Annotated in this window: 26 protein-coding genes and 1 riboswitch; of the genes, 20 read left to right on the top strand and 6 right to left on the bottom strand. The window is 49.1% G+C overall.

Translation table 11 applies throughout. The features are described 5' to 3' along the window. The first annotated feature begins 14 nt into the window (after positions 1 to 14). The 6 genes from PGS38_RS06745 to PGS38_RS06720 all read left to right on the top strand — a co-directional run bounded on the left by PGS38_RS06745 (position 15) and on the right by PGS38_RS06720 (position 4634). A complete protein-coding gene (locus PGS38_RS06745; RefSeq protein ID WP_055267863.1) occupies positions 15 to 1169 on the top strand; it encodes a DUF3048 domain-containing protein in 1155 nt (384 codons plus the stop codon). A gap of 278 nt (positions 1170 to 1447) precedes the next feature. Next, on the top strand, positions 1448 to 1666 hold the full coding sequence (locus PGS38_RS06740) for a DUF896 domain-containing protein (RefSeq protein WP_055267865.1): 219 nt from the start codon (positions 1448 to 1450) through the stop codon (positions 1664 to 1666). Then, the gene (locus PGS38_RS06735) at positions 1644 to 2192 is read left to right on the top strand and encodes a 5-formyltetrahydrofolate cyclo-ligase (protein ID WP_199695857.1); all 549 of its coding nucleotides are present in this window, start codon (positions 1644 to 1646) and stop codon (positions 2190 to 2192) included. Before PGS38_RS06740 ends, PGS38_RS06735 begins: the two co-directional genes overlap by 23 nt. A gap of 40 nt (positions 2193 to 2232) precedes the next feature. Then, on the top strand, positions 2233 to 3477 hold the full coding sequence (locus tag PGS38_RS06730; RefSeq protein ID WP_119188721.1) for a glutamate-5-semialdehyde dehydrogenase: 1245 nt from the start codon (positions 2233 to 2235) through the stop codon (positions 3475 to 3477). Positions 3478 to 3611: 134 nt separating this feature from the next. Continuing rightward, entirely contained in the window at positions 3612 to 3764 is a 153-nt protein-coding gene (locus PGS38_RS06725; protein ID WP_156338179.1) for a DUF6198 family protein, read from the top strand. A 100-nt stretch (positions 3765 to 3864) separates the two neighbouring features. Continuing rightward, a riboswitch (THF riboswitch) is annotated at positions 3865 to 3964 on the top strand. A 67-nt stretch (positions 3965 to 4031) separates the two neighbouring features. Then, positions 4032 to 4634 carry a folate family ECF transporter S component gene (locus PGS38_RS06720; protein WP_022461732.1) on the top strand — a complete coding sequence of 201 codons (603 nt, stop codon included), beginning with the start codon at positions 4032 to 4034 and terminating at the stop codon, positions 4632 to 4634. A 192-nt stretch (positions 4635 to 4826) separates the two neighbouring features. On the opposite strand, the gene PGS38_RS06715 is transcribed toward PGS38_RS06720, so the two are convergent. Further along, positions 4827 to 5126 carry a hypothetical protein gene (locus PGS38_RS06715; RefSeq protein WP_118594421.1) on the bottom strand — a complete coding sequence of 100 codons (300 nt, stop codon included), beginning with the start codon at positions 5124 to 5126 and terminating at the stop codon, positions 4827 to 4829. Between the two features lie 80 nt (positions 5127 to 5206). Next, positions 5207 to 6706 carry an arabinosylfuranosidase ArfA gene (gene arfA / locus PGS38_RS06710; protein WP_117801108.1) on the bottom strand — a complete coding sequence of 500 codons (1500 nt, stop codon included), beginning with the start codon at positions 6704 to 6706 and terminating at the stop codon, positions 5207 to 5209. 231 nt (positions 6707 to 6937) lie between these two features. Here arfA and PGS38_RS06705 point away from each other — a divergent pair, with 231 nt between their 5' ends. From PGS38_RS06705 to PGS38_RS06650, 12 genes are all read left to right on the top strand, one after another. Beyond that, on the top strand, positions 6938 to 7777 hold the full coding sequence (locus tag PGS38_RS06705; RefSeq protein ID WP_117761482.1) for a helix-turn-helix domain-containing protein: 840 nt from the start codon (positions 6938 to 6940) through the stop codon (positions 7775 to 7777). 88 nt (positions 7778 to 7865) lie between these two features. Continuing rightward, complete coding sequence (locus tag PGS38_RS06700) at positions 7866 to 9188, top strand: sodium-dependent transporter (RefSeq protein ID WP_055217929.1); 1323 nt, start codon at positions 7866 to 7868, stop codon at positions 9186 to 9188. Positions 9189 to 9363: 175 nt separating this feature from the next. Beyond that, a complete protein-coding gene (gene sufC / locus PGS38_RS06695; RefSeq protein WP_055217927.1) occupies positions 9364 to 10116 on the top strand; it encodes a Fe-S cluster assembly ATPase SufC in 753 nt (250 codons plus the stop codon). A gap of 30 nt (positions 10117 to 10146) precedes the next feature. Further along, positions 10147 to 11553: a Fe-S cluster assembly protein SufB gene (gene sufB, locus PGS38_RS06690; protein WP_118659668.1), complete on the top strand. Its 1407-nt coding sequence runs from the start codon at positions 10147 to 10149 to the stop codon at positions 11551 to 11553. A gap of 13 nt (positions 11554 to 11566) precedes the next feature. Continuing rightward, entirely contained in the window at positions 11567 to 12625 is a 1059-nt protein-coding gene (locus PGS38_RS06685) for a SufB/SufD family protein (RefSeq protein ID WP_118659666.1), read from the top strand. Beyond that, on the top strand, positions 12612 to 13829 hold the full coding sequence (locus PGS38_RS06680) for an aminotransferase class V-fold PLP-dependent enzyme (protein WP_118659664.1): 1218 nt from the start codon (positions 12612 to 12614) through the stop codon (positions 13827 to 13829). The genes PGS38_RS06685 and PGS38_RS06680 overlap by 14 nt, the downstream gene beginning before the upstream one ends. Continuing rightward, positions 13819 to 14247, top strand: a complete 429-nt coding sequence (gene sufU / locus PGS38_RS06675) for a Fe-S cluster assembly sulfur transfer protein SufU (RefSeq protein ID WP_055267877.1) — start codon at positions 13819 to 13821, stop codon at positions 14245 to 14247. The genes PGS38_RS06680 and sufU overlap by 11 nt, the downstream gene beginning before the upstream one ends. A 197-nt stretch (positions 14248 to 14444) precedes the next feature. Further along, complete coding sequence (eno, locus tag PGS38_RS06670) at positions 14445 to 15746, top strand: phosphopyruvate hydratase (RefSeq protein ID WP_055217920.1); 1302 nt, start codon at positions 14445 to 14447, stop codon at positions 15744 to 15746. Between the two features lie 207 nt (positions 15747 to 15953). Continuing rightward, a complete protein-coding gene (locus PGS38_RS06665; RefSeq protein ID WP_022462789.1) occupies positions 15954 to 16628 on the top strand; it encodes an amino acid ABC transporter permease in 675 nt (224 codons plus the stop codon). Positions 16629 to 16631: 3 nt separating this feature from the next. Further along, the gene (locus PGS38_RS06660; protein WP_055267879.1) at positions 16632 to 17375 is read left to right on the top strand and encodes an amino acid ABC transporter ATP-binding protein; all 744 of its coding nucleotides are present in this window, start codon (positions 16632 to 16634) and stop codon (positions 17373 to 17375) included. A gap of 122 nt (positions 17376 to 17497) precedes the next feature. Then, positions 17498 to 18355: a transporter substrate-binding domain-containing protein gene (locus PGS38_RS06655; protein WP_055217916.1), complete on the top strand. Its 858-nt coding sequence runs from the start codon at positions 17498 to 17500 to the stop codon at positions 18353 to 18355. 27 nt (positions 18356 to 18382) lie between these two features. Beyond that, positions 18383 to 19156, top strand: coding sequence for a histidinol-phosphatase (locus tag PGS38_RS06650; RefSeq protein WP_055217914.1), 774 nt, complete (start codon positions 18383 to 18385; stop codon positions 19154 to 19156). An 82-nt stretch (positions 19157 to 19238) separates the two neighbouring features. Here PGS38_RS06650 and PGS38_RS06645 read toward each other — a convergent pair whose 3' ends face one another. The 3 genes from PGS38_RS06645 to PGS38_RS06635 all read right to left on the bottom strand — a co-directional run bounded on the left by PGS38_RS06645 (position 19239) and on the right by PGS38_RS06635 (position 22522). Then, on the bottom strand, positions 19239 to 20624 hold the full coding sequence (locus PGS38_RS06645; RefSeq protein WP_055267881.1) for an MATE family efflux transporter: 1386 nt from the start codon (positions 20622 to 20624) through the stop codon (positions 19239 to 19241). A 130-nt stretch (positions 20625 to 20754) separates the two neighbouring features. Further along, the gene (locus PGS38_RS06640) at positions 20755 to 21234 is read right to left on the bottom strand and encodes a DUF6465 family protein (RefSeq protein ID WP_055267883.1); all 480 of its coding nucleotides are present in this window, start codon (positions 21232 to 21234) and stop codon (positions 20755 to 20757) included. A gap of 85 nt (positions 21235 to 21319) precedes the next feature. After that, positions 21320 to 22522 carry an iron-containing alcohol dehydrogenase gene (locus tag PGS38_RS06635; protein ID WP_055267885.1) on the bottom strand — a complete coding sequence of 401 codons (1203 nt, stop codon included), beginning with the start codon at positions 22520 to 22522 and terminating at the stop codon, positions 21320 to 21322. Positions 22523 to 22738: 216 nt separating this feature from the next. Between PGS38_RS06635 and PGS38_RS06630 the strand changes: the two genes are divergently transcribed. Next, positions 22739 to 23740, top strand: coding sequence for a DnaJ C-terminal domain-containing protein (locus PGS38_RS06630; protein ID WP_117804994.1), 1002 nt, complete (start codon positions 22739 to 22741; stop codon positions 23738 to 23740). Positions 23741 to 23970: 230 nt separating this feature from the next. Next, a complete protein-coding gene (locus PGS38_RS06625) occupies positions 23971 to 24558 on the top strand; it encodes a 50S ribosomal protein L25 (protein ID WP_118600932.1) in 588 nt (195 codons plus the stop codon). 80 nt (positions 24559 to 24638) lie between these two features. Here PGS38_RS06625 and PGS38_RS06620 read toward each other — a convergent pair whose 3' ends face one another. After that, positions 24639 to 25514 (bottom strand): YitT family protein, encoded by an 876-nt coding sequence (locus PGS38_RS06620; protein ID WP_055267889.1) that lies wholly within the window; start codon positions 25512 to 25514, stop codon positions 24639 to 24641. Positions 25515 to 25707 lie beyond the last annotated feature (193 nt).

Here is a 25707-nt window from a genome sequence, read left to right as displayed (position 1 = left end):
GAGGGTTTTACACATTGGGGATTGCTCTGCTGGGAAGCATGATGCTGTTCGGATGCCGGAAAATTGGGGAAACGGCACCGGAAACTGCATCGGCAGGAACTTCTTATGTCTCAGAAGAGACAGCAGGGGAAAGCAAGACAGAAACGAAAGCTACGGAACCACCGGCCCCGACCGAAGATCCGGCACCGGAACCGCTGGTTCCGGAAGCGATTGAGCCGACACCCGCGGAGGATGCGCTGCCGGAAGGTATGGTGAAAAGTTATCTGACAGGAGAACCTGTCGCCGAAGTACAGGGAAGAAGGCGCCCGGTGGCGGTTATGCTGAGCAATATCATCAGCGCCTGCCCGCAGAGCGGTATCAGCCGTGCGGGAGTGATCTATGAAGCGCCGGTCGAAGGCGGCATTACGCGCCTGATGGGGCTGTTTGAAAACTATGATGATCTCGAAAAGATCGGATCGGTGCGGAGTTGCCGCGAATATTATGTGTATCTGGCAGCGGGATTTGACGCTCTGTATTACCACTATGGACAGGCGGCGTATGCGATTCCGCTGCTCGAATCGGATCACATAGACAATGTGAATGGCATGGAGTATTCGGAACAGGTGTATTACCGGACGTCGGATCGTCCGTCGCCGCACAATGCGTATTTGGATGCGGCCGGGATTGCAGCGGGAATCGATCTCTGCGGCTACCGGACATCTTACAAAGACGGTTATGACGGATTTTTCCAGTTTGCATCCGAGACAGAACCGGAAACGCTGGAACAGGGACGAAATGCCGCCTATGTGGCACCGGGCGGATATTTCCACAATAATCCATGGTTTTCGTACGATGAGGCGAGCGGCACGTATTTGCGTTATCAGTTCGGGGAACCGCAGATCGATGAGATGACACAGGAACAGCTTGCGGTGAAGAACATTATCGTGCAGTACTGTTCCTGGAAAAAGTATGATGACAATGCGGAATATCTCGATATTGATGTGGTAAACGGCGGAATGGGAACGTATATCACAAGCGGAAAGGCCATCGACGTGACATGGAGCAAGGATGATCCGTGGGGTGTCACAAAGTACCGGGACAGCAATGGAGAGGAGATTAAACTGAATCTTGGAAAAACATGGGTTCTGATTGTTTTAGATAATTATGCAGATGAGACTGAAATCCGGTGATAAAGCTGGATTTCAGGATTTTTCTCAGATCGGCTGGACAGATCCTGTGTTTTGCGGTAAGATAAAAAGAAAATCCGGTCATTTAACCGAATCAAGCAAGTCCCTCGCTTCTAAAGCGGTGGGATGAATTGTTAAAAGAAACATAACGGTAGTGGCAGGCGGAGAGAAATCGGTATCCTCCACTGACATGAGGCGAGTCACAGTCGAACTATTTTCGACATGTCAGACTCTGTGAAAATACCGACTGTGAGTTGAAACAAAGGAGAAAAATACAGAAAATGGAAATTAATATACAGAGAATCAACGAACTTGCCCGCAAGGCGAAAGCAGAGGGGCTGACACCGGCGGAGAAAGAAGAGCAGCAGAAGCTGCGGAGAGAATATATTGCAGCCGTGAAAATGAACCTCCGTACCCAGCTCGACAATATTGATGTGCAGGAGAAAGACGGAACAATTGTAAATCTGGGGGAGCGCTATGGAAGCAAAAGGAAACATTAGAAAAGAAGTTTTTGCCCGAAGAAGAGCAGCCACACAGGAAGAAATTCAGGAAAAGAGCCGTATGATTTATGAAAAAATCACGGCTCTGCCGGAGTTTCTGGATGCGGACTGCTTTTTTGCGTATATGGACTTCAAAAAAGAAGTCATGACACGGGATCTGATCGAGAAGGCCCTGCAAATGGGAAAGACGGTCGCTGTGCCGCGCGTGGAAGGCGATGATATGGTTTATTATGAGATCAAAGATTTCTCCACGCTGAAATCCGGCTATTTTGGCATTATTGAGCCGGACGGCGGAAAGGTCTGCACGCGGGAAGAGGGCTTTCTGCTGGTACCCGGTGTGGCCTTTGATCCGGCGCGCCACAGAGTAGGATATGGAAAAGGATTTTATGACCGCTTTCTTGCCGCACATCCAGGGTTTACAACGGTTGCAGCGGCGTTTGAGTTTCAGCTGTTTGATGCGGTGCCGTTTGAAGAGACGGATGTTCTGCCGCAGATGCTGGTGACAGAGCAGAAGATTTACCGTTAAGCCAATTACGATAAGACAACACGAGGAGGAGACGAGTATGATGAAGCTGGAAGAAATCGGAACGAGAGCCCGCCAGGCGGAGCCTGTGCTTCGAATCATGGAGACGGAGAAGAAAAACCGTGTGCTGAAAAAAGCAGCGGAAAACCTTGTGGCAGACGCCGAAACGATTATCGCGGCCAATGCGCTGGATATGGAGCATGGAAAAGAAAAAGGCATGTCTCAGGGACTTCTGGACCGGCTCTTTCTGGACAAAAGCCGGATTGAAGCAATGGCAGAAGGCATGTGTCAGGTATCCGAACTGGACGACCCAATCGGGGAAGTGCTGGGAATGAAAAAACGCCCGAACGGTCTTCTGATCGGACAGAAACGTGTTCCGCTCGGTGTTGTCGGCATCATCTACGAGGCACGCCCAAATGTGACGGCGGATGCATTTGCACTCTGCTTCAAAACGGAAAATGTCGTGATTTTAAAAGGCGGAAGCGATGCAATCCACTCGAATACGGCGATTGTTGCCTCTCTTCGGAAAACACTGAAAGAGGAGCAGGTGCCGGAAGACGCCCTGCTTCTGATCGAAGATACCTCCCGCGAGACGACGGCGCAGTTTATGAAGATGAACCGCTATGTCGATGTCCTGATCCCACGCGGCGGCGCCGGACTGATCCGCGCTGTCGTGGAAAACAGCACGATTCCTGTCATTGAGACGGGAACCGGAAACTGTCATATCTACGTGGATGAGACAGCCGATCTTTCCATGGCAGTGGATATTATTCTGAACGCAAAAACACAGCGCGTTGGCGTATGTAATGCATGTGAATCGATTGTGGTACACGAAAATGTACGTGAAAAACTGCTCCCGGTTCTGGAGGAACGATTAAAAGAAAAACATGTGGAAATGCGCGCAGACGAAAAGGCAAGAGAATACATGCCGGAAGCAGAAGAAGCGACAGAAGAGGACTGGGGAAAAGAGTATCTCGACTACATCGTGTCCATCAAAACCGTCTCTTCCATCGACGAAGCGATTGCACACATCAACCACTACAACACAAAACACTCCGAAGCAATCATCACCAACAACTACACCCACGCCCAGAAATTCCTGGACGAAATCGATGCAGCTGTAGTCTACGTCAACGCCTCCACCCGCTTCACCGACGGCTTCGAATTCGGCTACGGCGCCGAAATCGGAATCAGCACCCAAAAACTCCACGCCAGAGGCCCGATGGGACTGCTGGCGCTGACATCGATTAAAAATATCGTATACGGAACGGGACAGATCCGAAAATAAAAGAAGAAAGATCTTGTTGTCAAAGGGCAACCCAGTTGATCCAGTGACCGATTGCTGACGACCACCCGTCACCCGATCACTGACCAACTCCCAACTGTCCCTTTTCTGGATCAACAGCCCAGACAACAGCCGCATTGTTCACCTTCTTCGGACTTGGAAGAATCGAAGGTCTTGGAATCGGAACGGTAGCAGCTGCTTTTACGATGGGAAAAGGCATTGTGCTGATGGGAAAACTGCTGGATAAAAAGTTTGCGTTTGTCTCCGTTTTATCACCGGAAAGACCGTAAAATGCAGGGCTGATATTTGATCGTAAAAAATTAGAAAAAAATGTAAAATCCTCTTGAAATCAAGGGGATTTTACTATATAATGAGCAGGACAAAAACAACTGCAGAGTAAGTTCATATGCGTAAAGTGCTCCCAGGATAGAGAGTAGCCAGGGAGACGAAAAGAGAAAATCTTGCGGTATATGAATTGCATCTCGCTGCAACAGAAGATAGAGACAAGAGATTATCTCCTATTGTAGTCAGATATCTGTAAAGGAGGTAATTTTTTTATGCAGAAAAATGCAAATGAAACAGCAAAAGAAACAAAAAACATGTTTCTGCAGTCAGCAAAAGAGCTGAAAGCAGTCACAACCCTCGCAGCCTGTGCCATGTTCGCAGCGCTGGCGATGATTCTGAACCAGGTAGCATCGATTGATATCGGACCTTATGTCCGCATCGGATTTTCTGGAATCCCGAACCGCCTTGTCGATTACCTGTTCGGACCAGTGACAGGATGTCTTTTCTCCGGCATTCTTGATGTCGTAAAATACTTCCTGAAACCGAGCGGCCCGTTCTTCTTCGGATTCACCTTTAATGCGATGCTGGCATCTTTTATGTATGGATGCTTCTACTATCGCAAAAAACTGACCATCAAACGTGTGCTTGCAGCCAAGTTCATCGTTATGCTGACTGTCAACGTACTGCTGAACACCCTGTGGATCAGCATGCTGTATGGAAAAGGAATCATGGTGCTTCTTCCGGCACGTGCCTTAAAGAACCTGATTATGTGGCCGATCGATTCCATCATTTTCTATAGCCTGACGAAGTTGATCGAGCAGACCGGCGTCTTCCGCATGTTCCATGCAAGAACCGCTGCACAGGCACAGAGATAAAGAAAAATTCAGACACCATCAAAACGATACATTTACCAATCTGCAGAAAAGGTACTGTCCGCCAGAACAAAAAGGAAGCGGATGGGTTTTGTCGGAAAAGAAAAGCGAAAAAGAACTGCGGCAGGAACTTCCCCAAAAGGAAGCCTGCCGCAGTTCTTTTTGTATGAAAATCCCATCAGGCGGACAGCGATTTTACTGATATCCGTGATCTGACCAGTCCTGGTTTTTGATCCGCTCGTAATCCTCCTCTGTAATCGGAAGAATCGTTCCATGCTTGTAGCCGTATGGGAACGAGAAGGAAGCATCAGAACGAACAAATTTTCCGGAAGCAAGGCTGTCTGCAACAAACGGCACATATCCCTGGCCGGCACCCGGAACGCCGTCGTTGACAGCTTCCCAGTGGAAACCATCGCGGCTTATGCCGAAATAAACCTGTTCGCCGTCCGGTGTTGTTTTTTCCCGAAAATGAACAAATAAATATGCCTGTGCCATAAAATAAAACTCCTTTATGCATATGTTTGGATGAAAAATTCAGATGTTCTGTTTTTCAGGCCATACCTTATACGGTTCCATTATTTTGTAAGACGGATCACATTCCAGCTGTGTTTTCCAAGAACGGTGTGCATTTTTCCATTCTCCAGTTTGGTAGCATCGGAATGGGTCGGAGCAACGTGGTTCGGATCTGCTTCGGTGTTGACCGCTTTCATATCGTCGTTTGTCAGCACGATGTGCTCAGCCAGACGACATCCTTCGAACTGACGCAGATCGCAGGAAACCTCCATATCCTCATCCAGGCTCTTGTTGACTGCAAAAATGGTCAGTGCATCGTTTTCCTCATCCCAGATGCAGACAGAATCGAGATACGGAGCTTCGCCGTACGTTTTGCTCTCGTAAACCGGTGTCAGAACCTGTGTATTTAAGACGGTTCCGCGGCCGTATACGCTTGCATGCATGTATGGATAGAAGATCGTCTGACGCCATGCACCGGTATCGGATGTCATGATCGGAGCGATAACGTTGACAAGCTGTGCGAGGCAGGCAATCTTGACACGGTCTGCGTGGCGCAGGAGTGTGATCAGCATGCTTCCGACGAGAAGTGCATCCTCAAAGTTGTAAACATCCTCAAGCTGATGCGGTGCGCGTACCCATTTCTCCAGCTTCTGATCCTGCTCATTGCTGTGATACCATACGTTCCACTCATCGAAGGAAAGGTTAATCTGCTTTTTGCCGTGTTTTTTCGCTTTGACTGCATCACAGATCGCAACTACACCGGAGATGAAATCATCCATGCCCTTGGAGCTTGCCAGGAAATCGACAGTATCATTTGCATAATTTCCGTAGTACTGGTGTAAAGAAAGGTAATCCACCTCATCATAGCATTCGTCCAGAACCGTATATTCCCAGGAACCGAAGGTTGGCATCGTAAGATTGGAGCTTCCGCAGGCAACAGTTTCAATCGTCGGATCCATGAATTTCATCAGACGGGAAGTCTCTGCTGCAATACGTCCGTACTCAGAAGCGGTCTTATGTCCCATCTGCCACGGTCCGTCCATCTCGTTGCCGAGGCACCAGAGTTTGATGTTGTGTGGATCTTTGTAACCGTGGGATTTTCTCAGATCACTGTAGTAGGTGCCGCCCTTGAAGTTGCAGTACTCCAGCACATTTTTGGCATCCTCCGGTCCGCGGGTTCCGAGGTTAACGGCCATCATAATATCACTGCCGGCTTTTTTCGACCAGTCCGCAAACTCATTCAGACCGAATTCGTTTGTCTCAATCACGCCCCAGGCAAGATCCGGTTTTGCAGGCCGTTTGTCTTTCGGACCTACGCTGTCTTCCCAGTGATAGCCCGAGACAAAGTTTCCGCCCGGGTAACGGACGATCGGTACCTGAAGCTCTTTGACAAGATCCAGGGTATCTTTTCGGAAGCCCTGCTCGTCGGAGAGAGCACTTCCTTCCTGATAGATGCCTTCGTAAACGGCGCGTCCCAGGTGCTCGATAAAGGAACCGAAGATTCGTTTGTCAACTTTTCCGGTGAGAAAATATTTGTCAATGATAATCTCTGCTTTTTTCATACTTAAAAATCCTCCTGTTAAAAGAAATGTTCGTTTTCAGACACGATCCAGAAAAACAAAGGATCACCGGCGTGTCTATGATTTTATTCCACCGTTTCGCTTTCGCTTTGGATAGTTTCAATTTTAACAGGAAGATAGAAAAAAACCAGAGATTTTTGTCCGGCAAATTTGACTTTTTTTCCGGTTTTGCGGTAAAATAGGGAGAAGAAAAGAAAAGGGGAAACGAGAAGAATGGAATTTTCAGTTCATATTTGTGAATATAATAGATCCAACGCCGATTATGAGACGATATATCGGCCGGAGGGCAGCGGGGACTATCTGTTTCTGTTGTTTAAAACGCCGATGAAGGTGTATGACAGAACTGCGTTTTTCATTGCACAGGAAAATGCCTGCCTTTTTTACACGCCGGATCACGAGCAGCATTATCAGGCTGTTCAGAAGTTTCGCAACAGCTATGTCCATTTCTGGTGCGGTAAGAATCTGGGTGAAACGTATGGAATTCCGCAGAATGCTGTTTTTTATCCACAGAATACGGAAGCAATTGATGAGCTGATTCGCCTTTTGCAGAGGGAATATATTGTGAAAGATCCATACGCAGTGGAATATGAGGAAGCACTGGTTCGTCAGATGATGATTACGGCATCGCGCGGTATGCGGCTGTACCAGAAAGCGGCAGAGGAGCCGGCCGGACTGTATCAGGAATTCCAGGAGCTGCGCCTTAAGATGTTGAGCCATTATGAGAAAGGCTGGACGACAGAAAAGCTTTGCCAGATGGCCAATATGGAAAAAAGCCAGTTTTATTCTTATTATAAACAGTTTTTCAGCAGCACCCCGCACAGCGATCTGATTGAAGTACGGCTCGACAAGGCGAAAAATCTTTTGACAAATCAGGCACTTTCCATCGGACAGACCGCGGAAATCTGCGGTTTTTCCAATCTGTCTCATTTCAGCCGCTATTTCAAACGCCACTGCGGATGTTCTCCGCGGGAATGGCAGCAGCAAGGCGGAAAAAGCATAAAATATAAAGTGAAGTTGCAGGAAGATGAGAAATGCTATAGCTTTTCCCAATAGCTTATGATAAAATATTCAGAAGATGTTGGAGTCAAAAGGTACTTTGGCCATGATATCTTCAGAAAAAGTAAGAAAAAGGGAGAGCAGTATGAAAAAGAGAGAGTCATTTAACAGTCGGTGGGGATTTATCCTGGCCTGCATCGGCTCTGCAGTTGGAATGGGCAACATCTGGATGTTCCCTACCCGGGTTTCCTTGTACGGAGGAGGTTCCTTTCTGATTCCGTATTTCCTGTTCGTTGCACTGATCGGCTTTACCGGTGTGAGCGGGGAGATGAGTTTTGGCCGTGCCACAAGATCCGGTCCGGTTGATGCGTTCGGTTTTGCATGTGAAACGAAAGGAAAACGAAAAGCCGGAGAGGCGCTTGGTCTGATTCCGGTGCTGGGTTCCCTGGCAATGGCGATCGGTTATACGGTTGTCATGGGGTGGATTTTCAGGTACATGATCGGAACCTTTACCGGAAAGACACTGTCAGCTGTGAGCGTAGAGGATTTTGCCGGAGCGTTTGAATCCATGGCATCTGCGTTTGGAAACAATTTCTGGCAGATCGTAGCTCTTGTGGTTGCGATGGTCATTCTGGCATTTGGTGTTGGTAAGGGAATTGAGAAGGTCAATAAGGTGCTGATGCCTGTTTTCTTTCTCCTGTTTGTTGCACTTGGTATCTATGTTGCCTTTCAGCCCGGTGCAGCGGATGGATACCGTTATATTTTCCGTGTGGAACCAAAAGCACTTGCAGATCCGAAGACCTGGATTTTTGCACTTGGTCAGGCATTCTTTTCCCTGTCTGTAGCCGGAAACGGAACACTGATCTATGGTTCCTATTTGTCAGATGGAGAAAATATTCCGGCCGCCGCCGGAAGAGTAGCATTTTTTGATACGCTCGCTGCTATGCTTGCTGCGCTGGTTATTATCCCGGCGATGGCAACTACGGGAGCACAGTTAAATACAGGAGGACCTGGACTTCTGTTCATTTTCCTTCCGAATTTGATAAAGTCTATGCCGGGTGGCGCGCTGATCGCAATCGTTTTCTTTGTCGCTGTCTTTTTTGCCGGCCTTACCTCTCTGATTAACCTGTACGAAGCACCGATTGCAACGGTACAGGAAAAATTTCATCTCGGAAGAGTAGCAGCCTGCGGTGTGATCGGGGTTATCGGTGTGGTCGTATCTCTTCTGATCCAGGGCATTGTATCCCAGTGGATGGATGTTCTGTCGATCTACATCTGCCCGCTCGGCGCCGGCCTTGCCGGAGTCATGTTCTTCTGGATCTGCGGAAAGAAGTATGTGCAGTCCCAGGTAGACAAGGGAAGAAGCAGCAAATTCACGGATCTGTATTATCCGATCTGCAAATATATCTACGTGCCGATCTGTGTGCTGGTTCTGATTCTCGGAATCGTGCTGGGCGGAATCGGCTGAAACGATGTTGATAGAAAACGCGCCTGTCGTGCGGAAAAAAAATCCGGCGGCAGGTGCGTTTTTTGATAAAATTTTTCAAATATATAAATCCGATTGAAATACTCGGAAAAAAGATCTACAATCGGAGGCGAAAACAGAGATTTTAACCTCGAAGCAAAATAAGGAGGATATCAATATGGGAAAAAATCTTTTAACAGTGAAAGATTTAACGGTAAATGTAGAAGAAAAAGAGATCCTGCACGGCGTCAATCTTACGATTGGAAAAGGGGAGACGCATGTGCTGCTTGGACCGAATGGTACCGGAAAGTCGACGCTTGGCAATACGCTGCTCGGCAATCCGAAATATAACGTGACACGCGGCGAAATCTGGTTCCAGGGAAAGAACATCACAGAAGAGCCGGTCAATGAACGCGCCAAAATGGGACTGTTTCTCTCGTTTCAGAATCCGCTTGAGGTGCCTGGCGTAACCTTAAGCTCTTTTATCCGCAGCGCCGTCGAGTTAAAGACCGGCAAACGGATGCGTCTGTTTGAGTTCCGGAAAGAACTGGAAAAAGCAATGGAAGTTCTGCAGATGGATCCGTCGTATGCAGACCGTGATCTGAATGTCGGATTTTCCGGCGGTGAGAAAAAGAAAGCCGAGATCTTGCAGCTTCTGATGCTCGAGCCGTCCCTTACCATTCTCGATGAGACCGACTCCGGCCTGGATGTCGATGCGGTCCGCACCGTTTCTGCCGGAATTGAGGCATACCGCAGAAAATGCGGAGGAAGTCTTCTGATCATCACGCACAGCACGAAGATTCTGGAATCGCTGATGGTGGATCAGACCCACATCATGGTGGAAGGTGAAATCGTCAAAACTGGCGATGCATCTCTTGTAGAGGAGATCAACCGGGACGGATTTGGAAAATACGAAAAGTCACTGGCGTAAAACCGAAGGTACAGAAAGGATGAAAACGCTGTGAGAGAAAAAAGTTATGTAGAGGATATTGACCGAAGCATCTATGATTTCAAAGACGATGAAAAGGATGCCTATAAAGTAAAAGCCGGCCTGACGCCGGAAATTGTACAGAAAATTTCGGATGAGAAGAAAGACCCTGCCTGGATGCAGCTGTTCCGTCTGCGTTCTTTACAGATCTACAACCAGATGCCGATTCCGGATTGGGGTCCGTCGATCGAGGCTCTGAACATGGATGACATCGTAACGTATGTCCGCCCGAATACCAAAATGAAAGCAAAGTGGTCCGATGTGCCGGATGACATCAAAAATACGTTTGAGCGTCTCGGCATCCCGCAGGCAGAGCGGAAATCACTCGCCGGCGTGGGCGCACAGTATGATTCGGAGCTGGTCTATCACAACGTCCGCGCGGAAGTTGCGGCGCAGGGTGTTGTCTATACCGATATGGAGAGTGCGCTGCATGGTGAGTACGCGGATATGGTGCGGAAACACTTTATGAAACTGGTGAAACCGACCGACCACAAATTTGCCGCACTGCACGGAGCCGTCTGGTCCGGAGGTTCGTTTGTCTATGTGCCGAAGGGGGTTTCCGTGGAAATCCCGCTGCAGTCGTATTTCCGCCTGAATGCGCCGGGCGCAGGCCAGTTCGAGCATACGCTGATTATTGTCGATGAGGACGCGGACCTTCACTTTATCGAGGGCTGTTCCGCACCGAAATACAATGTGGCCAACCTCCATGCCGGATGTGTGGAGCTGTTTGTCGGAAAGAATGCAAGACTCCGTTATTCTACGATTGAAAACTGGTCGAAGAATATGTACAACCTGAACACGAAGCGCGCGCAGGTCGAGGAGGGCGGAAAAATCGAGTGGGTTTCCGGTTCATTCGGCTCCCACGTTTCCTACCTGTACCCGATGAGCGTGCTGAAAGGAAGAGGCGCAAAGATGGAATTTACCGGCATCACGTTCGCCGGTAAGGGCCAGAATCTCGATACCGGAGCGAAGGTTGTCCACAGCGCGCCGGATACGAGTTCCTATATTAACACGAAATCGATCTCGAAGGACGGAGGCATCAGCACCTTCCGTTCGTCAGTCTCTGCAACAAAAGCGGCAAAGAACACGAAATCAGCCGTTTCCTGCCAGTCTCTGATGCTCGATGACATCTCCCGGTCGGACACGATTCCGGCGATGGATATCCGTACAAAAGATGCGAACATCGGCCATGAAGCACAGATCGGAAGCATCAGCGATGAAGCCGTCTTTTATCTGATGTCGCGCGGCATGACGGAAGAGGATGCGAGAGCGTGCATCGTCAGCGGATTCGCGGATGATGTTTCAAAAGAACTGCCGCTGGAGTATGCGGTGGAGATGAACAATCTGATCCGCCTCGAGATGAAGGGCAGCATTGGATAAGGAGGCCAGACACATGGAAGAACAGAACAGCATGAAAATCAACCAGCTTCCATCGAAAACATGGTACTGGCTGGGATTAAATGATACAAAAGTAAAATGGGCGGCGGGTGCGCCGTGTGAAATCTGCGCGGAAGAGCCGTCTGCGGATGATGAGATAACGGGTTTTCCGGAAGCTATGAATACCGGGGCAGGAAAAGAGACGGATGTCCTTTTTGCACCGGAGCAGACGAAAAACTGGAGTGTCTCTGCAAAGGAGGGGCAGACGAAACAGGTCACGCTTTCCATCGGACAGGGAAAAGAGAAGGTTTCATCCGGAAAGATCCGCGCGGCGGCAGAAGAGGGAGCTTCCCTTACCGTTTTCGAGGTATTTGAACCGGCACAGGCAGCGGGACAGCTCGCGGTGCGGACAGAACTTTACGCGAAAAAAAACAGCCGCATCCGGCTCGTGCAGGTGATGATGCGCGGTGAGGAACAGGAGCTTTTAAATGATGTCGGATGCATCTGCGAGGAAAATGGTGCACTGGATCTTTTACAGGTCGTTGTCGGAAAAGGCGATGTCTATGACGGTATCTGGACCGAACTGCAGAAGGATCACGCATCACTGCAGGCAGAAATCGGCTATCTTCTGCAGAATCAGCAGAAATTTGATGTCAATCTGAATGTGCGCCACTTCGGAAAAGTAACCGAGAGCACGATCCAGGCAGACGGAACGCTGATGGATGCGGCGGAAAAGATCTTCCGCGGCACAATCGACTTTGTGCGCGGTTCGGCAGATTCCGTCGGAGCAGAGACAGAACAGGTATTGCTGCTCGGCGATGATGTAGTCAACAAGACGATTCCTGTGATCCTCTGTGCAGAGGAAAACGTACAGGGAAGCCACGGCGCGGCAATCGGAGAACTCGATGAAGAGACACTGTTTTACTTCGGTGCGCGCGGCATGGACCGTACACAGGCAGAAAATACGATAGCGCGGGCGAAACTGGAAGCAAAAATCCAGAAGATCGGCGATGCGGACATCGAACAGAAAGTAAAAACACAGCTTGCGGAGGTGCTTGACCGTGACAACAGATAACATCAGAAAAAATTTCCCGCTTCTGCAGCAAATGGACACGATCTATCTGGACAACGCGGCGACGGCACAGCGCCCGTCATGCGTTCTTGCTGCAGTACAGGAATTTTACGAACAGAAAAATGCAAATCCTCTGCGAGGCTTCTATCCTTTAAGCCTGGAGGCGACGGAGAGCTATCAGGAGGCAAGAAAGACCGTACAGGAGTTTATTCATGCAGAAGAGCCGGAGGAGATTATTTTTACCCGGAATACAACGGAAAGCCTGAACCTTGTGGCATACAGCTATGGCCTGAACTTTTTAAAGGAAGGCGACGAGATCGCTGTAACAATCATGGAGCATCACAGCAATCTGCTTCCGTGGCAGATGGTGTCGCGTATGACTGGGGCGAAGCTCCATTATCTGGAATGTACCAGTGAGGGCGAGCTGACCGATGAGGAGCTCCAAAAGGGCATTAATGAGAGAACACGTCTTGTGGCTGTTGCGCAGGTATCGAATGTGCTCGGCTGCGTGAATCCGCTCCAGAAAATCACGGAGATGGCGCACCGCGTGGGAGCCGTTGTCGTTGTGGACGGCGCCCAGAGCGTTCCGCATATGCCGGTCGACGTACATGCGCTGGATGCAGATTTTCTCGCCTTTTCCGGCCATAAGCTGATGGGCCCGATGGGAATCGGCTGTCTGTATGGAAAACTGGAACTGCTGGAAAAAATGCCGCCGTTTTTAACCGGAGGCGAGATGATCGATTCCGTTCACCGCGACGGAGCCGTTTTTGCACCGGTTCCGCAGAAATTTGAGGCGGGAACGGTAAATGCAGCCGGTGCGGTGGGGCTGGCCGCAGCGATCCGGTATCTGCAGGAAAAAGGATTTGATTATATCCAGAAAAAAGAGCTGGAACTGACGCAACGTGCTATGGAAGGACTCGGCGCGCTGCCGTACGTTCATATCCTCGGTTCCAAAGATCCGGCCAACCATACGGGCATCGTTTCGTTTACGATTGACGGCGTGCATCCGCACGATGTGAGCGAAATTCTTTCTTCTGACGGCATCGATGTGCGGGCAGGCCACCACTGTGCACAGCCGCTTCTGGAATATCTTGGCGTCCGAAGTTCGACAAGAGCCAGCATGATGTTTTATAATACACCGGAAGAGATTGATGCACTGATCGAAAGTGTATCCACAATCAGAAGGAGAATGGGCTATGGAGAGTAGAGGATTTTATAACGAAATTTTGACGGAGCACAATCTGCGTCCGGAATTCAAGCATGATCTGCCGGATGCGGACATCGTACTCGAGGGCGTCAACCCAAGCTGCGGCGATGATATCTGGCTGAAATTAAAAGTCGACGGCGATGTGATCACGGACGGTGCGTTCGTGGGCGACGGCTGTGCGATTTCGCAGGCATCGGCGGACATTATGCTCGGCATGATCATCGGAAAGACGAAGGACGAGGCACTGCGCCTGGGAAATCTGTTTCTGCGCATGATCAAAGGAGAAGCATCCGACGAGGAGATTGACAAACTCGAGGAGGCTGGTGCACTGAAGGACATCTCCCACATGCCGGCAAGAGTGAAATGTGCAGTGCTTGGATGGCATACGCTGGAAGAGGCATTTAAACAGGAAAAATAAGAACAGAAAAACTTTTTGCATTTCTGAGAAAAAGTATCACTTTACCCACTTGCAATTTTCAAAAAATTAGTTATAATGAATTACAGTTAGTAAAGACTAACCAAAGTGAATCAATCATTGTTATCTCCCGTCTGCGGATCTTGGACACTTCGCAGGCGGGAAACTCCAGAAACAAACGAGAAAGGAGCACACGAAAAGTGAAGAGCCTGAAAATTGAGGAAGTAAAAGGAAGAGAAATTCTGGATTCCAGAGGAAACCCAACCGTAGAAGCTGAGGTTGTTCTTGCAGGGGGCGTTGTAGGGCGCGGCATGGCACCAAGCGGCGCATCTACCGGTGAGTTTGAGGCACTGGAATTACGAGATGGAGATAAAGCAAGATACCTTGGAAAAGGTGTGCAGAAAGCAGTAGAAAACATCAACACCGTCATCAACGATACCTTAAAAGGTATGGATGCATCCGATACCTACGCTGTAGACAAAGCCATGATCGATGCAGACGGAACAAAAGATAAATCCCGCCTGGGTGCAAACGCCATTCTGGCTGTATCCATTGCCTGCGCAAGAGCAGCAGCAAACGCACTTGAGATTCCGCTGTACCGCTTCTTCGGCGGCGTTTCCGGAAATCGTCTGCCGGTTCCGATGATGAACATCATCAACGGCGGATGCCACGCACTTTCTTCCGGCCTGGATGTACAGGAGTTCATGATCATGCCGGTTGGAGCATCTTCTTTCAAAGAGTGCTTAAGATGGTGCGCTGAGGTCTTCCATGCACTGGCTGCCATCTTAAAAGAGCGCGGACTGGCAACATCGGTTGGAGATGAAGGCGGTTTTGCACCGGCTCTGAAATCCGATGAAGAAGCCATCGAGACCATTCTTGAGGCAGTGAAAAAAGCAGGCTACGAGCCAGGCAGAGACTTCAAGATCGCGATGGATGCTGCTTCCTCCGAGTGGAAGACAGGAACCAAGGGTGAATACAAACTGCCGAAAGCCGGCACTGTATTTACTTCCAAAGAGCTGATCGCTCACTGGAAAGCACTGGTAGAGAAATATCCGATCATCTCCATCGAGGATGCTCTGGATGAAGAAGACTGGGAAGGCTGGAAAGAGCTGACCGCAGAGCTTGGCGGAAAAGTACAGCTTGTCGGTGACGACCTGTTTGTAACCAATACTGAGCGTCTGGCAAAAGGTATCTCCCTTGGCTGCGGAAATTCCATCCTGATCAAACTGAACCAGATCGGTTCTGTATCTGAGACCCTTGAGGCAATCAAAATGGCTCACAAAGCAGGCTACACCGCAATTTCCTCCCACCGTTCCGGTGAGACCGAGGATACCACCATCGCAGACCTGGCTGTTGCCCTGAACACCTGCCAGATCAAGACCGGTGCACCGAGCCGTACCGAGCGTGTTGCAAAATACAACCAGCTTCTCCGAATCGAAGAAGAACTTGGAACGGCCGCTGTATACCCTGGTGCAAGAGCATTTAATGTGACACAGGACTAAGCAGTAAATAACATAATACCATAAAAAAAGACAAGATCCTTCCTCTTAAAACCAACCATAAATAAGTGTCCCCGGGGCCGTTGAAAAACGTGTTTCCCGGGGATTCTTGCATGCGGGGGAGGGGTATATGAAAAAACACTTGACTTGAAGCGGACTTGAAGTGTTATCCTATCTAGGAAAATGTAAAAATAAGGGGGATATATCGAAATGAGCGAAAGATTATGGAATATTCTTCTGGATTCTTTCTGGAAAATCTTTCTGCCGGGCCTTAAGGTGACGATTCCGCTTACTGTAATCTCGTTTTCCATTGCACTTGTAATTGCGACGGCAATGGCTATGGTACAGTTTGCAAACATCAAAGGCCTTCGTCAGATTGCACGTTTCTATATCTGGATTTTCCGCGGAACCCCGCTTCTGGTCCAGCTTTTCGTTGTGTTTTACGGACTTCCGCGCGCCGGTATTCTGATCGATCCGTTTCCGGCGGCAGTTCTCGTCTTTTCCCTGAATGAGGGCGCCTACAGTGCCGAGACGATGCGTGCGGCCCTGGAAGCCGTTCCGGCAGGCCAGCTCGAAGCCGGCTACTGTGTCGGCATGTCGTATCTGCAGATCATGCGGAGAATTATCCTTCCGCAGGCGATGCGCACCGCTTTCCCGCCGCTTTCCAACTCTCTGATCGCCATGGTAAAGGATACTTCCCTTGCCGCAAATATCACCGTAACGGAGATGTTTATGGTAACGCAGCGGATTGTAGCGCGCACCCATGAGCCGCTGGCACTGTATATTGAAGTAGGACTGATCTACCTGCTGTTCTCCACTGTGCTCACGAAGCTGCAGGGAATCGGAGAGAAGAAACTGAGTACATATCAGAAAAAAGGGGAATAAGCCATGCTGGAAATTAAAGGATTAAAGAAAGCGTTCGGCAGCCTGGAAGTATTAAAAGGTGTAGATTTAAAAGTAAAACAGGGCGATGTTGTTGCAATCCTCGGTCCGAGTGGTTCGGGAAAAACGACGATGCTGCGCTGTGTCAACTTTCTGGAGCATGCGGACGGCGGCAGCCTGATCTTTGACGGGAAAGAATATCCGTTCCACAACATCAGCAAAAAAGATATCGCGGCGATCCGTCAGAAAACCGCATTTGTATTTCAGAACTATAACCTGTTCCTGAACAAAACAGCCCTTCATAACGTAACCGAAGGCCTGATCATCGGCAGAAAAATGCCAAAAACCAGGGCGGAGGAAAAAGCGCGTGCAGCGCTTGAAAAAGTAGGCATGCTGGACCGTGCGGACTACTATCCGCATCAGCTTTCCGGCGGACAGCAGCAGAGGGTGGCAATCGCCCGTGCACTGGCAACCGATCCGGAAATTATCTATTTTGATGAGCCGACCTCAGCACTCGACCCGGAGCTGACCGGCGAGGTGCTTGGTGTTATGCGCCAGCTTGCCAAAGAGGGAATGACAATGCTCGTTGTCACGCATGAGATGGGCTTTGCAAGAAACGTTTCGAACAAAGTTGTCTTTATGGAAAACGGCGTTGTCGTTGAGGAAGGTCCGTCGAAGGAATTTTTCGCAAATCCGCGGGAAGAGCGGACGAGAACATTTTTGCAGAATATTGAACAGCATTACGAGTAAGGTATCCCGCAAAGCGGCAAATCCTGCCCGGAGCACGGAATCCGGACAGTTTGCAATAAAGAAAACAGAAGAAGCAAAGGCAGCTTCTTCCAGAACAAAACAAAAAAGGAGTGGCGAATATTATGAAAAAGAAAATGGCAGCAGTATTTCTGGCAGGTATCCTGACATCATCCTTTTTACTGACCGGATGCGGAAACAGCACGGCAGATAACAGCAGTGCTTCTTCCTCTTCATCAGCATCTTCTGCAAGTGCGTCTGGGGATCTTTTAGAGCAGATCCAGAGCAAGGGTGAGATCGTTGTGGCAATGGAAGGAACCTGGGCACCGTGGACGTATCACGATGAGGACGACAACCTGGTCGGCTATGACGTAGAAGTGGCACAGCAGATCGCAGAGAAACTCGGCGTGAAAGCAACCTTTGTAGAGGGTGAGTGGGACGGCCTTCTTGCAGGAATCGATTCCGGCCGGTACGATATCATGGTAAACGGCGTAGATATCACAGAGGAGCGCGCTGAGAAATACAGCTTTTCCGATCCATACGCATACAACCGCACCGCTGTTATCGTAAACTCTGCTAACGATGAAATCCAGTCCATGGAGGATCTCGACGGAAAGAGCACCGCGAACACCATTTCCAGTACGTATGCAGAAGTTGCCGAGAAATATGGCGCAGCCGTTACCGGTGTTGACGATCTGGAGCAGACTTTCGAGCTTCTCTTAAGCGGCCGTATCGATGCAACTCTGAACGCAGAGGTAACGTATTACGATTATATGAAAGCACACCCGGATGCAGAGATCAAAATTGCATGTCTCGATCCGGAATCCACAAAAGTCGGTATTCCGATGAAAAAAGGCGATGAGACCAAGACGCTGCTTGAGGCAGTCAACAAAGCACTTGGCGAGCTCGCAGAAGAAGGAACACTGACAGAGCTTTCGGAAAAATATTTTGGAACGGATATCTCCAAAGAAGCAGCAGAATAAGATACAAAATAAAGAAGGTTACAGATCATGATTGCAAATTATCATACCCATACATGGCGGTGCCGCCATGCGGACGGAACGGAGCGGGAGTATGTGGAGCGCGCGATTGAGGGCGGCCTTAAAATTCTCGGTTTTTCCGACCATTCGCCTTATCCGTTCCCGGACGGCTACGATTCCGGCATGCGGATGCGGCTCGATCAGGTGGAAGGCTATGTAGACACCGTGCTGGCATTGAAAAAAGAGTATGACAAGGATATTGAAATCCATCTCGGACTCGAAACAGAGTATTTCCCGAGATTCTGGGATCAGCTGATTGATTTTTTGTCGGACTATCCGTTTGAGTACTTTGTGCTTGGCCAGCACAGCCTGGGAAATGAGATCGAAAAGATTCTCTACAGCGGCCATGGAACAACAGACGGAAGCTACCTGAAACAGTATGTGGACCAGTGCCTGGCAGGCATCGATACCGGAAAATACCTGTATCTGGCACACCCGGATCTCTTTTTATTCAACGGCGACGAAGCAGTGTTCGACCGGGAATACCGGAGACTCTGCCGTGAGGTGAAAAAGAGAAACATTCCGCTGGAGATCAATTTCCTTGGTCTGATGGAAGAAAGATGGTATCCGAACGAGAAGTTCTGGAAGATCGCCGGCGAAGAAGGAAACACCGCCGTTTTCGGCTGTGATGCCCATACGCCGAAAGCCGTCTGGAATCCGGAGACGGAACAGAAGGCACTGCAGCTGGCAGCAAAATACGGTCTGAAAGTACAGGAAACCGTTCCGATGCCGAAGACATTTTAACAGAAGCAGAAAAAGCTGTTCTTTTCTGGTGAGAGTTTTGAAAACTCCGCGGAAAAGAACAGCTTTTTTGATATGAGATTTTTTATGCTTTTTTTGTGTGCATCAGCCGTACCGCCTCTTCCCGCTGTTTCAGAATCTTCTGAATCGAAGTCCAGTAAACAATCATTGAGACAACCGGCCCGATCAGGTCGGAAATAGGTTCCACGTAGAAGATGTTTTCCAGTGCAAAGAACCGCGGCAGAAGAAACAGAGCGGTAAAGTAGACGAATTTCCGGAAGAAGGAGAGTGCAAACGAATAGCGCACGCAGCCCATTGCAGTAAAGCCGTCTACAATCTCGTACTGAATGCCGAGCGGAATGACTGAGAGTGTCGAAATATGGATCGCGCGGACCACCATCGAGACGATCTGCGGATCGGAAGTAAAAAGCTGCGCAAACAGCGTTCCGGCGGCATTGGAGACGAGGAACATCAAGGTCGTAAATCCGGCACAGAGTGCGATGATGGTTTTCTGTGCCTCAAGAATACGCCCGGAATTTCCAGCTCCATAATTGTATGCGAGGATTGACTGCGTTCCGCCGCTGATTCCGCCGAGCGGTATCGTAATAATCAGCATAAAGCTCTGAACGATCGTTGCACAGGTGATGAAGCTGTCTCCTTGTCCGGCGGGTGCATACCGCTGCAGGACGGCGTTCATCGCAATGATCATCACATTGTCGATGGCAATGATTAGAAACGGAGTAAAACCGACTGTCAGAATGCGTTTCATGATCGCAAATGAATACCCGCCGAAGGTGATGCGGATCGGAATCGTCTTTCCGAACAGAATATGCAGCACATACAGACAGCTTGCGATCTGGGAGAGCACGGTTGCAATTGCTGCGCCACGCACGCCGAGATGCAGAACGAAGATAAACACAGGGTCCAGCAGCAGATTCAGGACGGCGCCTAGCAGAACAGATTTCATTCCCTCACTGGCAAAGCCCTGGCAGATCACAAACTGGTTCAGGCCGGTCGATAAAAGCGCAAACACAGAGCCGGAAACGTAGATCATAAAATAGGCTCTGGCGTAAGGATACGTAACGGTGCTGGCTCCGAATGCCATCAGCATCGGGCGGGTTAAAAAAAGCGCCGCGGCTGTCAGAACGAGAGACAGGGAAACAAGCATCAGAAACGCATTAGCCAGGATGCGGGATGCCTCTTTTTCATTTTTCTCTCCGAGCCGGATGCCGAGCAGCGGTGCGCCGCCGACCCCGATGAGGGAGGAGAACGCGCCGATCATGGTGAGAATGGGACCGCAGACGCCGACACCCGCGAGCGCCAGATCACCGACAGAGGCAATGTGGCCGATGTACATACGGTCTACAATGCTGTACAGAACACTCACGAACTGTGCCAGCATGCTCGGAAAAGCAATACGGGGAACCAGTTTTCCGATCGGATCGGTTCCGAGATGGTTTACAGTTTTCATAGAAAAATACCTTGTCGTTTTTTGGGGTTTGGGAACAGACAGCAAAAAACATGTCCGAAACAAAATCCGGAAGACTTTGTTTCGGACATGCCGCTTTTGGTCTGTTCTGATAGATCAGCTGACAGAAAAATTATTCAGCAAGAGTGGTCAGATCTACTTTGAAATCGTCAGATCCCTGTCCGTCTACGGTGTAGTAAGCGGCTCTCTGCTCTGCGTTCAGGTAGATTTTGATCTCGCCTTTTAATCCGTTTGCTTTTACTTCTTTTTTGATGACTGCTTCGAGGTCTTTCATAGATACTTTTGTCTCGAAGATCTCAAGAACGGTATCAGATACTTTTGTCATTTTACGTGGGGTTTTGGTTGCTTCTGCCATGGTTTCCGTGGTCTCCTTTTTTACTGTTTTTTTAACGGTTTCTTTTTTGGTTGCTTTTTTCGGCTCTTTTGCAGCTTCTGCTTTTCCTTCTGCTGCTTCTGTATGTAAGGTTTTTTCAGTCGTTGGTTTTACTTCTTTTGCCGGTGCCGCTGTCTTTACAACGGTTTCCGCTGTTTTTGCAGCTTCTGCAGCCTGCTGTTTCGCTTTGGCCATTTTTTTCATGGTTCTTTTATTCATTTTATTCACTCCTCTATGCGATATCTCTAATAAATTACCATGTTTTTTGCGTTCTGTCAAATTTAAATTCGAGAAAACAGCGGCTTTAGGATTGTACACGGCGGAGCACAGAAAAGATTTTTTCAGAATCCCAGATCTGCGGAACAGGGTAGGTGGGATTTGCTTCTTTTAAAGCACGGCGTGCTATTTCTGTGTAATCATTCGGCGAAAGGTGTGGCAGAGTGGATGGAATGTCAAACGAATCGCGCATAGCCTCGATAGCTGCAATCATCCGCTCAGCCTTTTCAGAAACGGTATCTCCGCCGAGAGAAAGCGCATCGGCGAGAACGGCAAGTTTAGGCGCAATGCAGGAACCGTATTCGCGCAGAACAGCAGGCAGCAGAACCGCGTTGGCTCTTCCGTGCGGAATGTGGTACAGTGCACCGACGGCGTGAGCGATGGCATGGACGTAGCCGACAAAGTTGTTGGTAAAAGCGAAACCGGCCAGATACGATGCATGAAGCATTTCCTGCCGTGCGGCAAGACGGGAGCCGTCACGCCAGGCTTCGGGCAGGGCATGGAAATTTTCGCAGACTGCCTCGATGGATGCATTCTGCACGCTGTGGGAGGCGAAGAGGTTCAGAAAAGCTTCCATGGCATGGGTCAGGGCATCCATACCGGTATCTGCGGTCATAGAGGACGGGAGGCTGATCGTAAGACGCGGATCGAGAACTGCCGTATCCGGGATCAGACAGAGGTCATTGACGGCGTATTTGTATGGTTTCCCGTCGATACAGTCTGTGATGACAGCTGCCGCCGTTGCCTCCGAACCGGTTCCGGCTGTCGTCGGCACGGCAAACAGCGGCGGAAGTTTCCGACGGACTTTCAGGAGGCCCCGCATCGCAGGAACCGTCTTTTTCGGACAGCAGACGCGGGCACCGATCAGCTTTGCTGCATCGAGAACGGATCCGCCGCCGATGGCGAGGATAGCCTGCGCCTGAATCTGCTGATAAAGACGGAAACCCTGTTCCACGCTCTCAATCTGCGGATCCGGGGCGATTTCGGAGAAAATGGTGACGGAAATGTTTTCTTTTTTACAGCCGTCCAGCAGAGACGTCAGTGTTCCGCGGCGGACAAAGCCGGGGGTAGTCACCAGGAGAATCCGGGAGATCCGGCGTTTCCGGAATAACGTGGGGAGCAGCAGAACGGCATCCGGTGCTGCAAGGAGTGTCTGTTTCTTATGCTCTGTCAGATGAAGAACGCGGCTCAACACCCACTGCCGGGTGCGGAACCAGAAAATGGAATGCATCAATCAAGTACCTCCATAAAAAATCGTGAGAATCGTATATCTCTTATTGTAACAGTGCACGGCAGGTTTTTCAATTCGTATAGGAATTTTGAATCTTCCGTGAAAAGAATTGACAGTGTAAAAAATGCGTGTTATAGTACAAATAGAACAGATAAAGAGAGCCAGGAATTGTTCACCTGGGAAATCAGGAAAAGGCTTGACTGGAGGTGCCTGATGATGGAAACAAAGAGAGATTATTATGAAGTATTAGGCGTCAGCCGGAATGCAGACGAGAAAGAAATCAAGCGTGCATACCGGAAACTGGCGAAAAAATATCATCCCGATACGAATGCGGGAAACCCGGATGCGGAAAAGAAATTTAAGGAAGTGACAGAAGCGTATTCTGTCTTAAGCGATCCGGAAAAGAAGAAAATGTACGATCAGTTCGGATTCGCGGCGTTCGACCAGGGAGCCGGCGCGTACGGCCAGCAGGGCGGTGGAAATCCGTACGGCAGTGCGTATGGAAACCCGTTCGGCGGAAGCGGAAACAACGGCGGCTATCACGAATTTCACTTTGAAGGAAACGCGGACGATATGTTCGGCGATTTCTTTGATCAGATGTTTCATGGCAAAAGCCGTGGATTCGGAAGCGAGCGGTATACGCGTTCGGGAAGTAGCAGACATCCGTTTGAGGATGCATTTTCCGGCCGCGGTACGGCAGAGGATCTCGATCTGCACGCTGAGGTTTCGATCCGCCTGGAGGAAGCGGCATCGGGCTGTGAAAAACAGATTACCCTGCGGAACCCGGATGGAACGACCAATACGCTGCTGGTTAAAATCCCGGCCGGTATCGAGAGCGGAAAGAGCATCCGTCTGCGCGGCAAAGGCCATACAGGATCAAACGGCCGCCGCGGCGATCTGATTTTGAAGGTCAATGTAGAAGAAAAGAAAGGCTTTGAACGGCGCGGAATGGACATCTACACGACGATTCAGATTCCATACACAACGGCAGTCTTTGGCGGTGAAGCGCGTGTCTCGACACTGTACGGAGATGTGGTCTGCAAAATCAAGGAAGGAACACAGTCCGGCAGTAAGCTCCGTCTGCGCGGCAAGGGCATGGTATCGATGAAAGATGCGAACGTGCACGGTGATCATTATGCGACGATTGAGATTGCTGTACCGCGCAGTCTGAACCGCACAGCACGCCAGAAACTGATGGAATATAAGGAAGCGTGCTGAAAATGTGAAGAAACTGTGAAATCGGAAAATCCGGGTTGACAAATCGTGTTTGTGGTATTATATTACATCTAGAACAAAGAAAAGGAATCAACAAGAAACCAATTCTTCCTTGCATGTTCCCAAACATCCTGTTCCAAGAAACTTATTCATAGCCACAAGGCAAAGCAAACTTAACACCCTTCACAAGATAAGAAGCCTGCTAAGAATCAGATTTTTGGAGGAAAAGGTAAATGAATACTTTAAAAGCTGAAAAGAGAAGTTTGGATGTAAAAGCAAAAAGACTTAGAAGAGAAGGATACGTTGTCGGCAATGTATTCGGCAGAGAGATGAAAGAATCCATTCCAGTTAAGATGGTAAAAAGAGATATCGAGAAACTGCTGAAGACAGACCACAAAGGCAGCCAGATTATGCTGGATGTCGACGGAACCGCATACGATGTCCTGATCAAAAATGTTGATTATAACCCGGTAGCCGGACAGATCGATTCGATCGAGTTCCAGGCACTGGTCAGCAACGAGAAAGTTCATTCCGTTGCAGAGATTGTCCTTGTAAACCATGAAAAGATCGCAGAAGGCGTTCTGCAGGAGGATCTGAACGAGGTTGCCTACATGGCATACCCGGCATCCCTGGTCGATCAGGTAATGGTCGATGTCGGAGAGATGAAGATCGGTGATGTCATCCGCGTCAAAGATCTGTCCTTGGCCGCTGACCCGGATATCACCATAAAGACCAATCCGGAATCCATTGTCGTAAGTCTGATGGCTTCCCACAACGTAGAAGCATCGGCAGAAGATACCGAAGAAGCAGAAGAGAAATAAACAGAATAAGCACATACAAAGAAATCCGAAGGCGTCAAAAACCTTCGGATTTTTTGCGTGAAAAATATGGTTTGAATCGATCAGATATAACTCATGAAGCCTTTTCCGATAATTTCGCTGCTCTTTGTGATCGCAATAAACGCGGTCGGCTCGGTATCATGAATAAACCGCTGAAGATAGACGGCCTGCTTGACATCCACAACCGTGAGAATGACTGTCCGCTGCTGGTCGGAGTAAGCGCCGACGGCGTCGTAAAGGGTTGCGCTGTGATTGAGATCCTTTGTGATGAAATCGCAGATCGGCTGCGGATTGTTGGAGATAATCGTAAAAAATTTATTCAGCTTCATCCGCTCAATCGTTTTGTCAATCAGCAGTGTTTTCGCTATCAGACCGAGAACCGAACAAAGTCCGGTTAAGGTATCGAAAATCAGGAAAGCAAGGATGACAACGATGAGGTCGGTCACCAGCAGGGCAGTGGAAATATTCATTGTAGAATATTTTTTAATAATCATGGCGATGATGTCTGTGCCGCCGCCGGAGGCATTCTCAAAAAACAGCAGTGCTGCCGCCAGTGCCGGAAGAATAATGGCAAAGCAGAGCTCCAGCATGATCTCATCGGTAAGCGGATGTGCCATCGGAAACAGCTTTTCAAAAATGTTCAGAAGAACCGAGGAAAGCACGGTCACGTAGGCTGTCTTGACGCCGAAGTTCCGCCCCAGCACAGCAAAACCAACCAGCAGAAGCAGCAGGTTGATAAAAAGGTTGATCTGTGAGGCAGTGAACGGAAGAAACCGGCAGATGACAACGGCCATACCGGATACACCGCCGAAAGAAAAATTATTGGGGAATTTAAAAACATAAATTCCAATGTCCATGATCAGAACAGCTGCGGTAATGACAGCATATTCTTTTAACGTTTGTAATGCAGGCTGCGATGCCTGTTCTTTTGTGTCCATTTTTTTGCTCCTTTATTTGAATTTGAGGCGACCTTCATTTTATTATAGAAGAAACTTTTTTGAATAACAGCTAATAATGTATCCCCCTCTTCAAACATAGCATGGCATATGGTAGTTTGTCCAGTTACATTTTCCTTATTTCCATTTTTCCGTTTTCCGATGGTTGTATCCAATTTATTTCTGTGGTATGATG

The sequence above is a fragment of the Fusicatenibacter saccharivorans genome, from assembly GCF_027667425.1.
GTDB lineage: Bacteria > Bacillota > Clostridia > Lachnospirales > Lachnospiraceae > Fusicatenibacter > Fusicatenibacter saccharivorans.
This window is presented reverse-complemented; position numbering and strand designations above follow the sequence as displayed.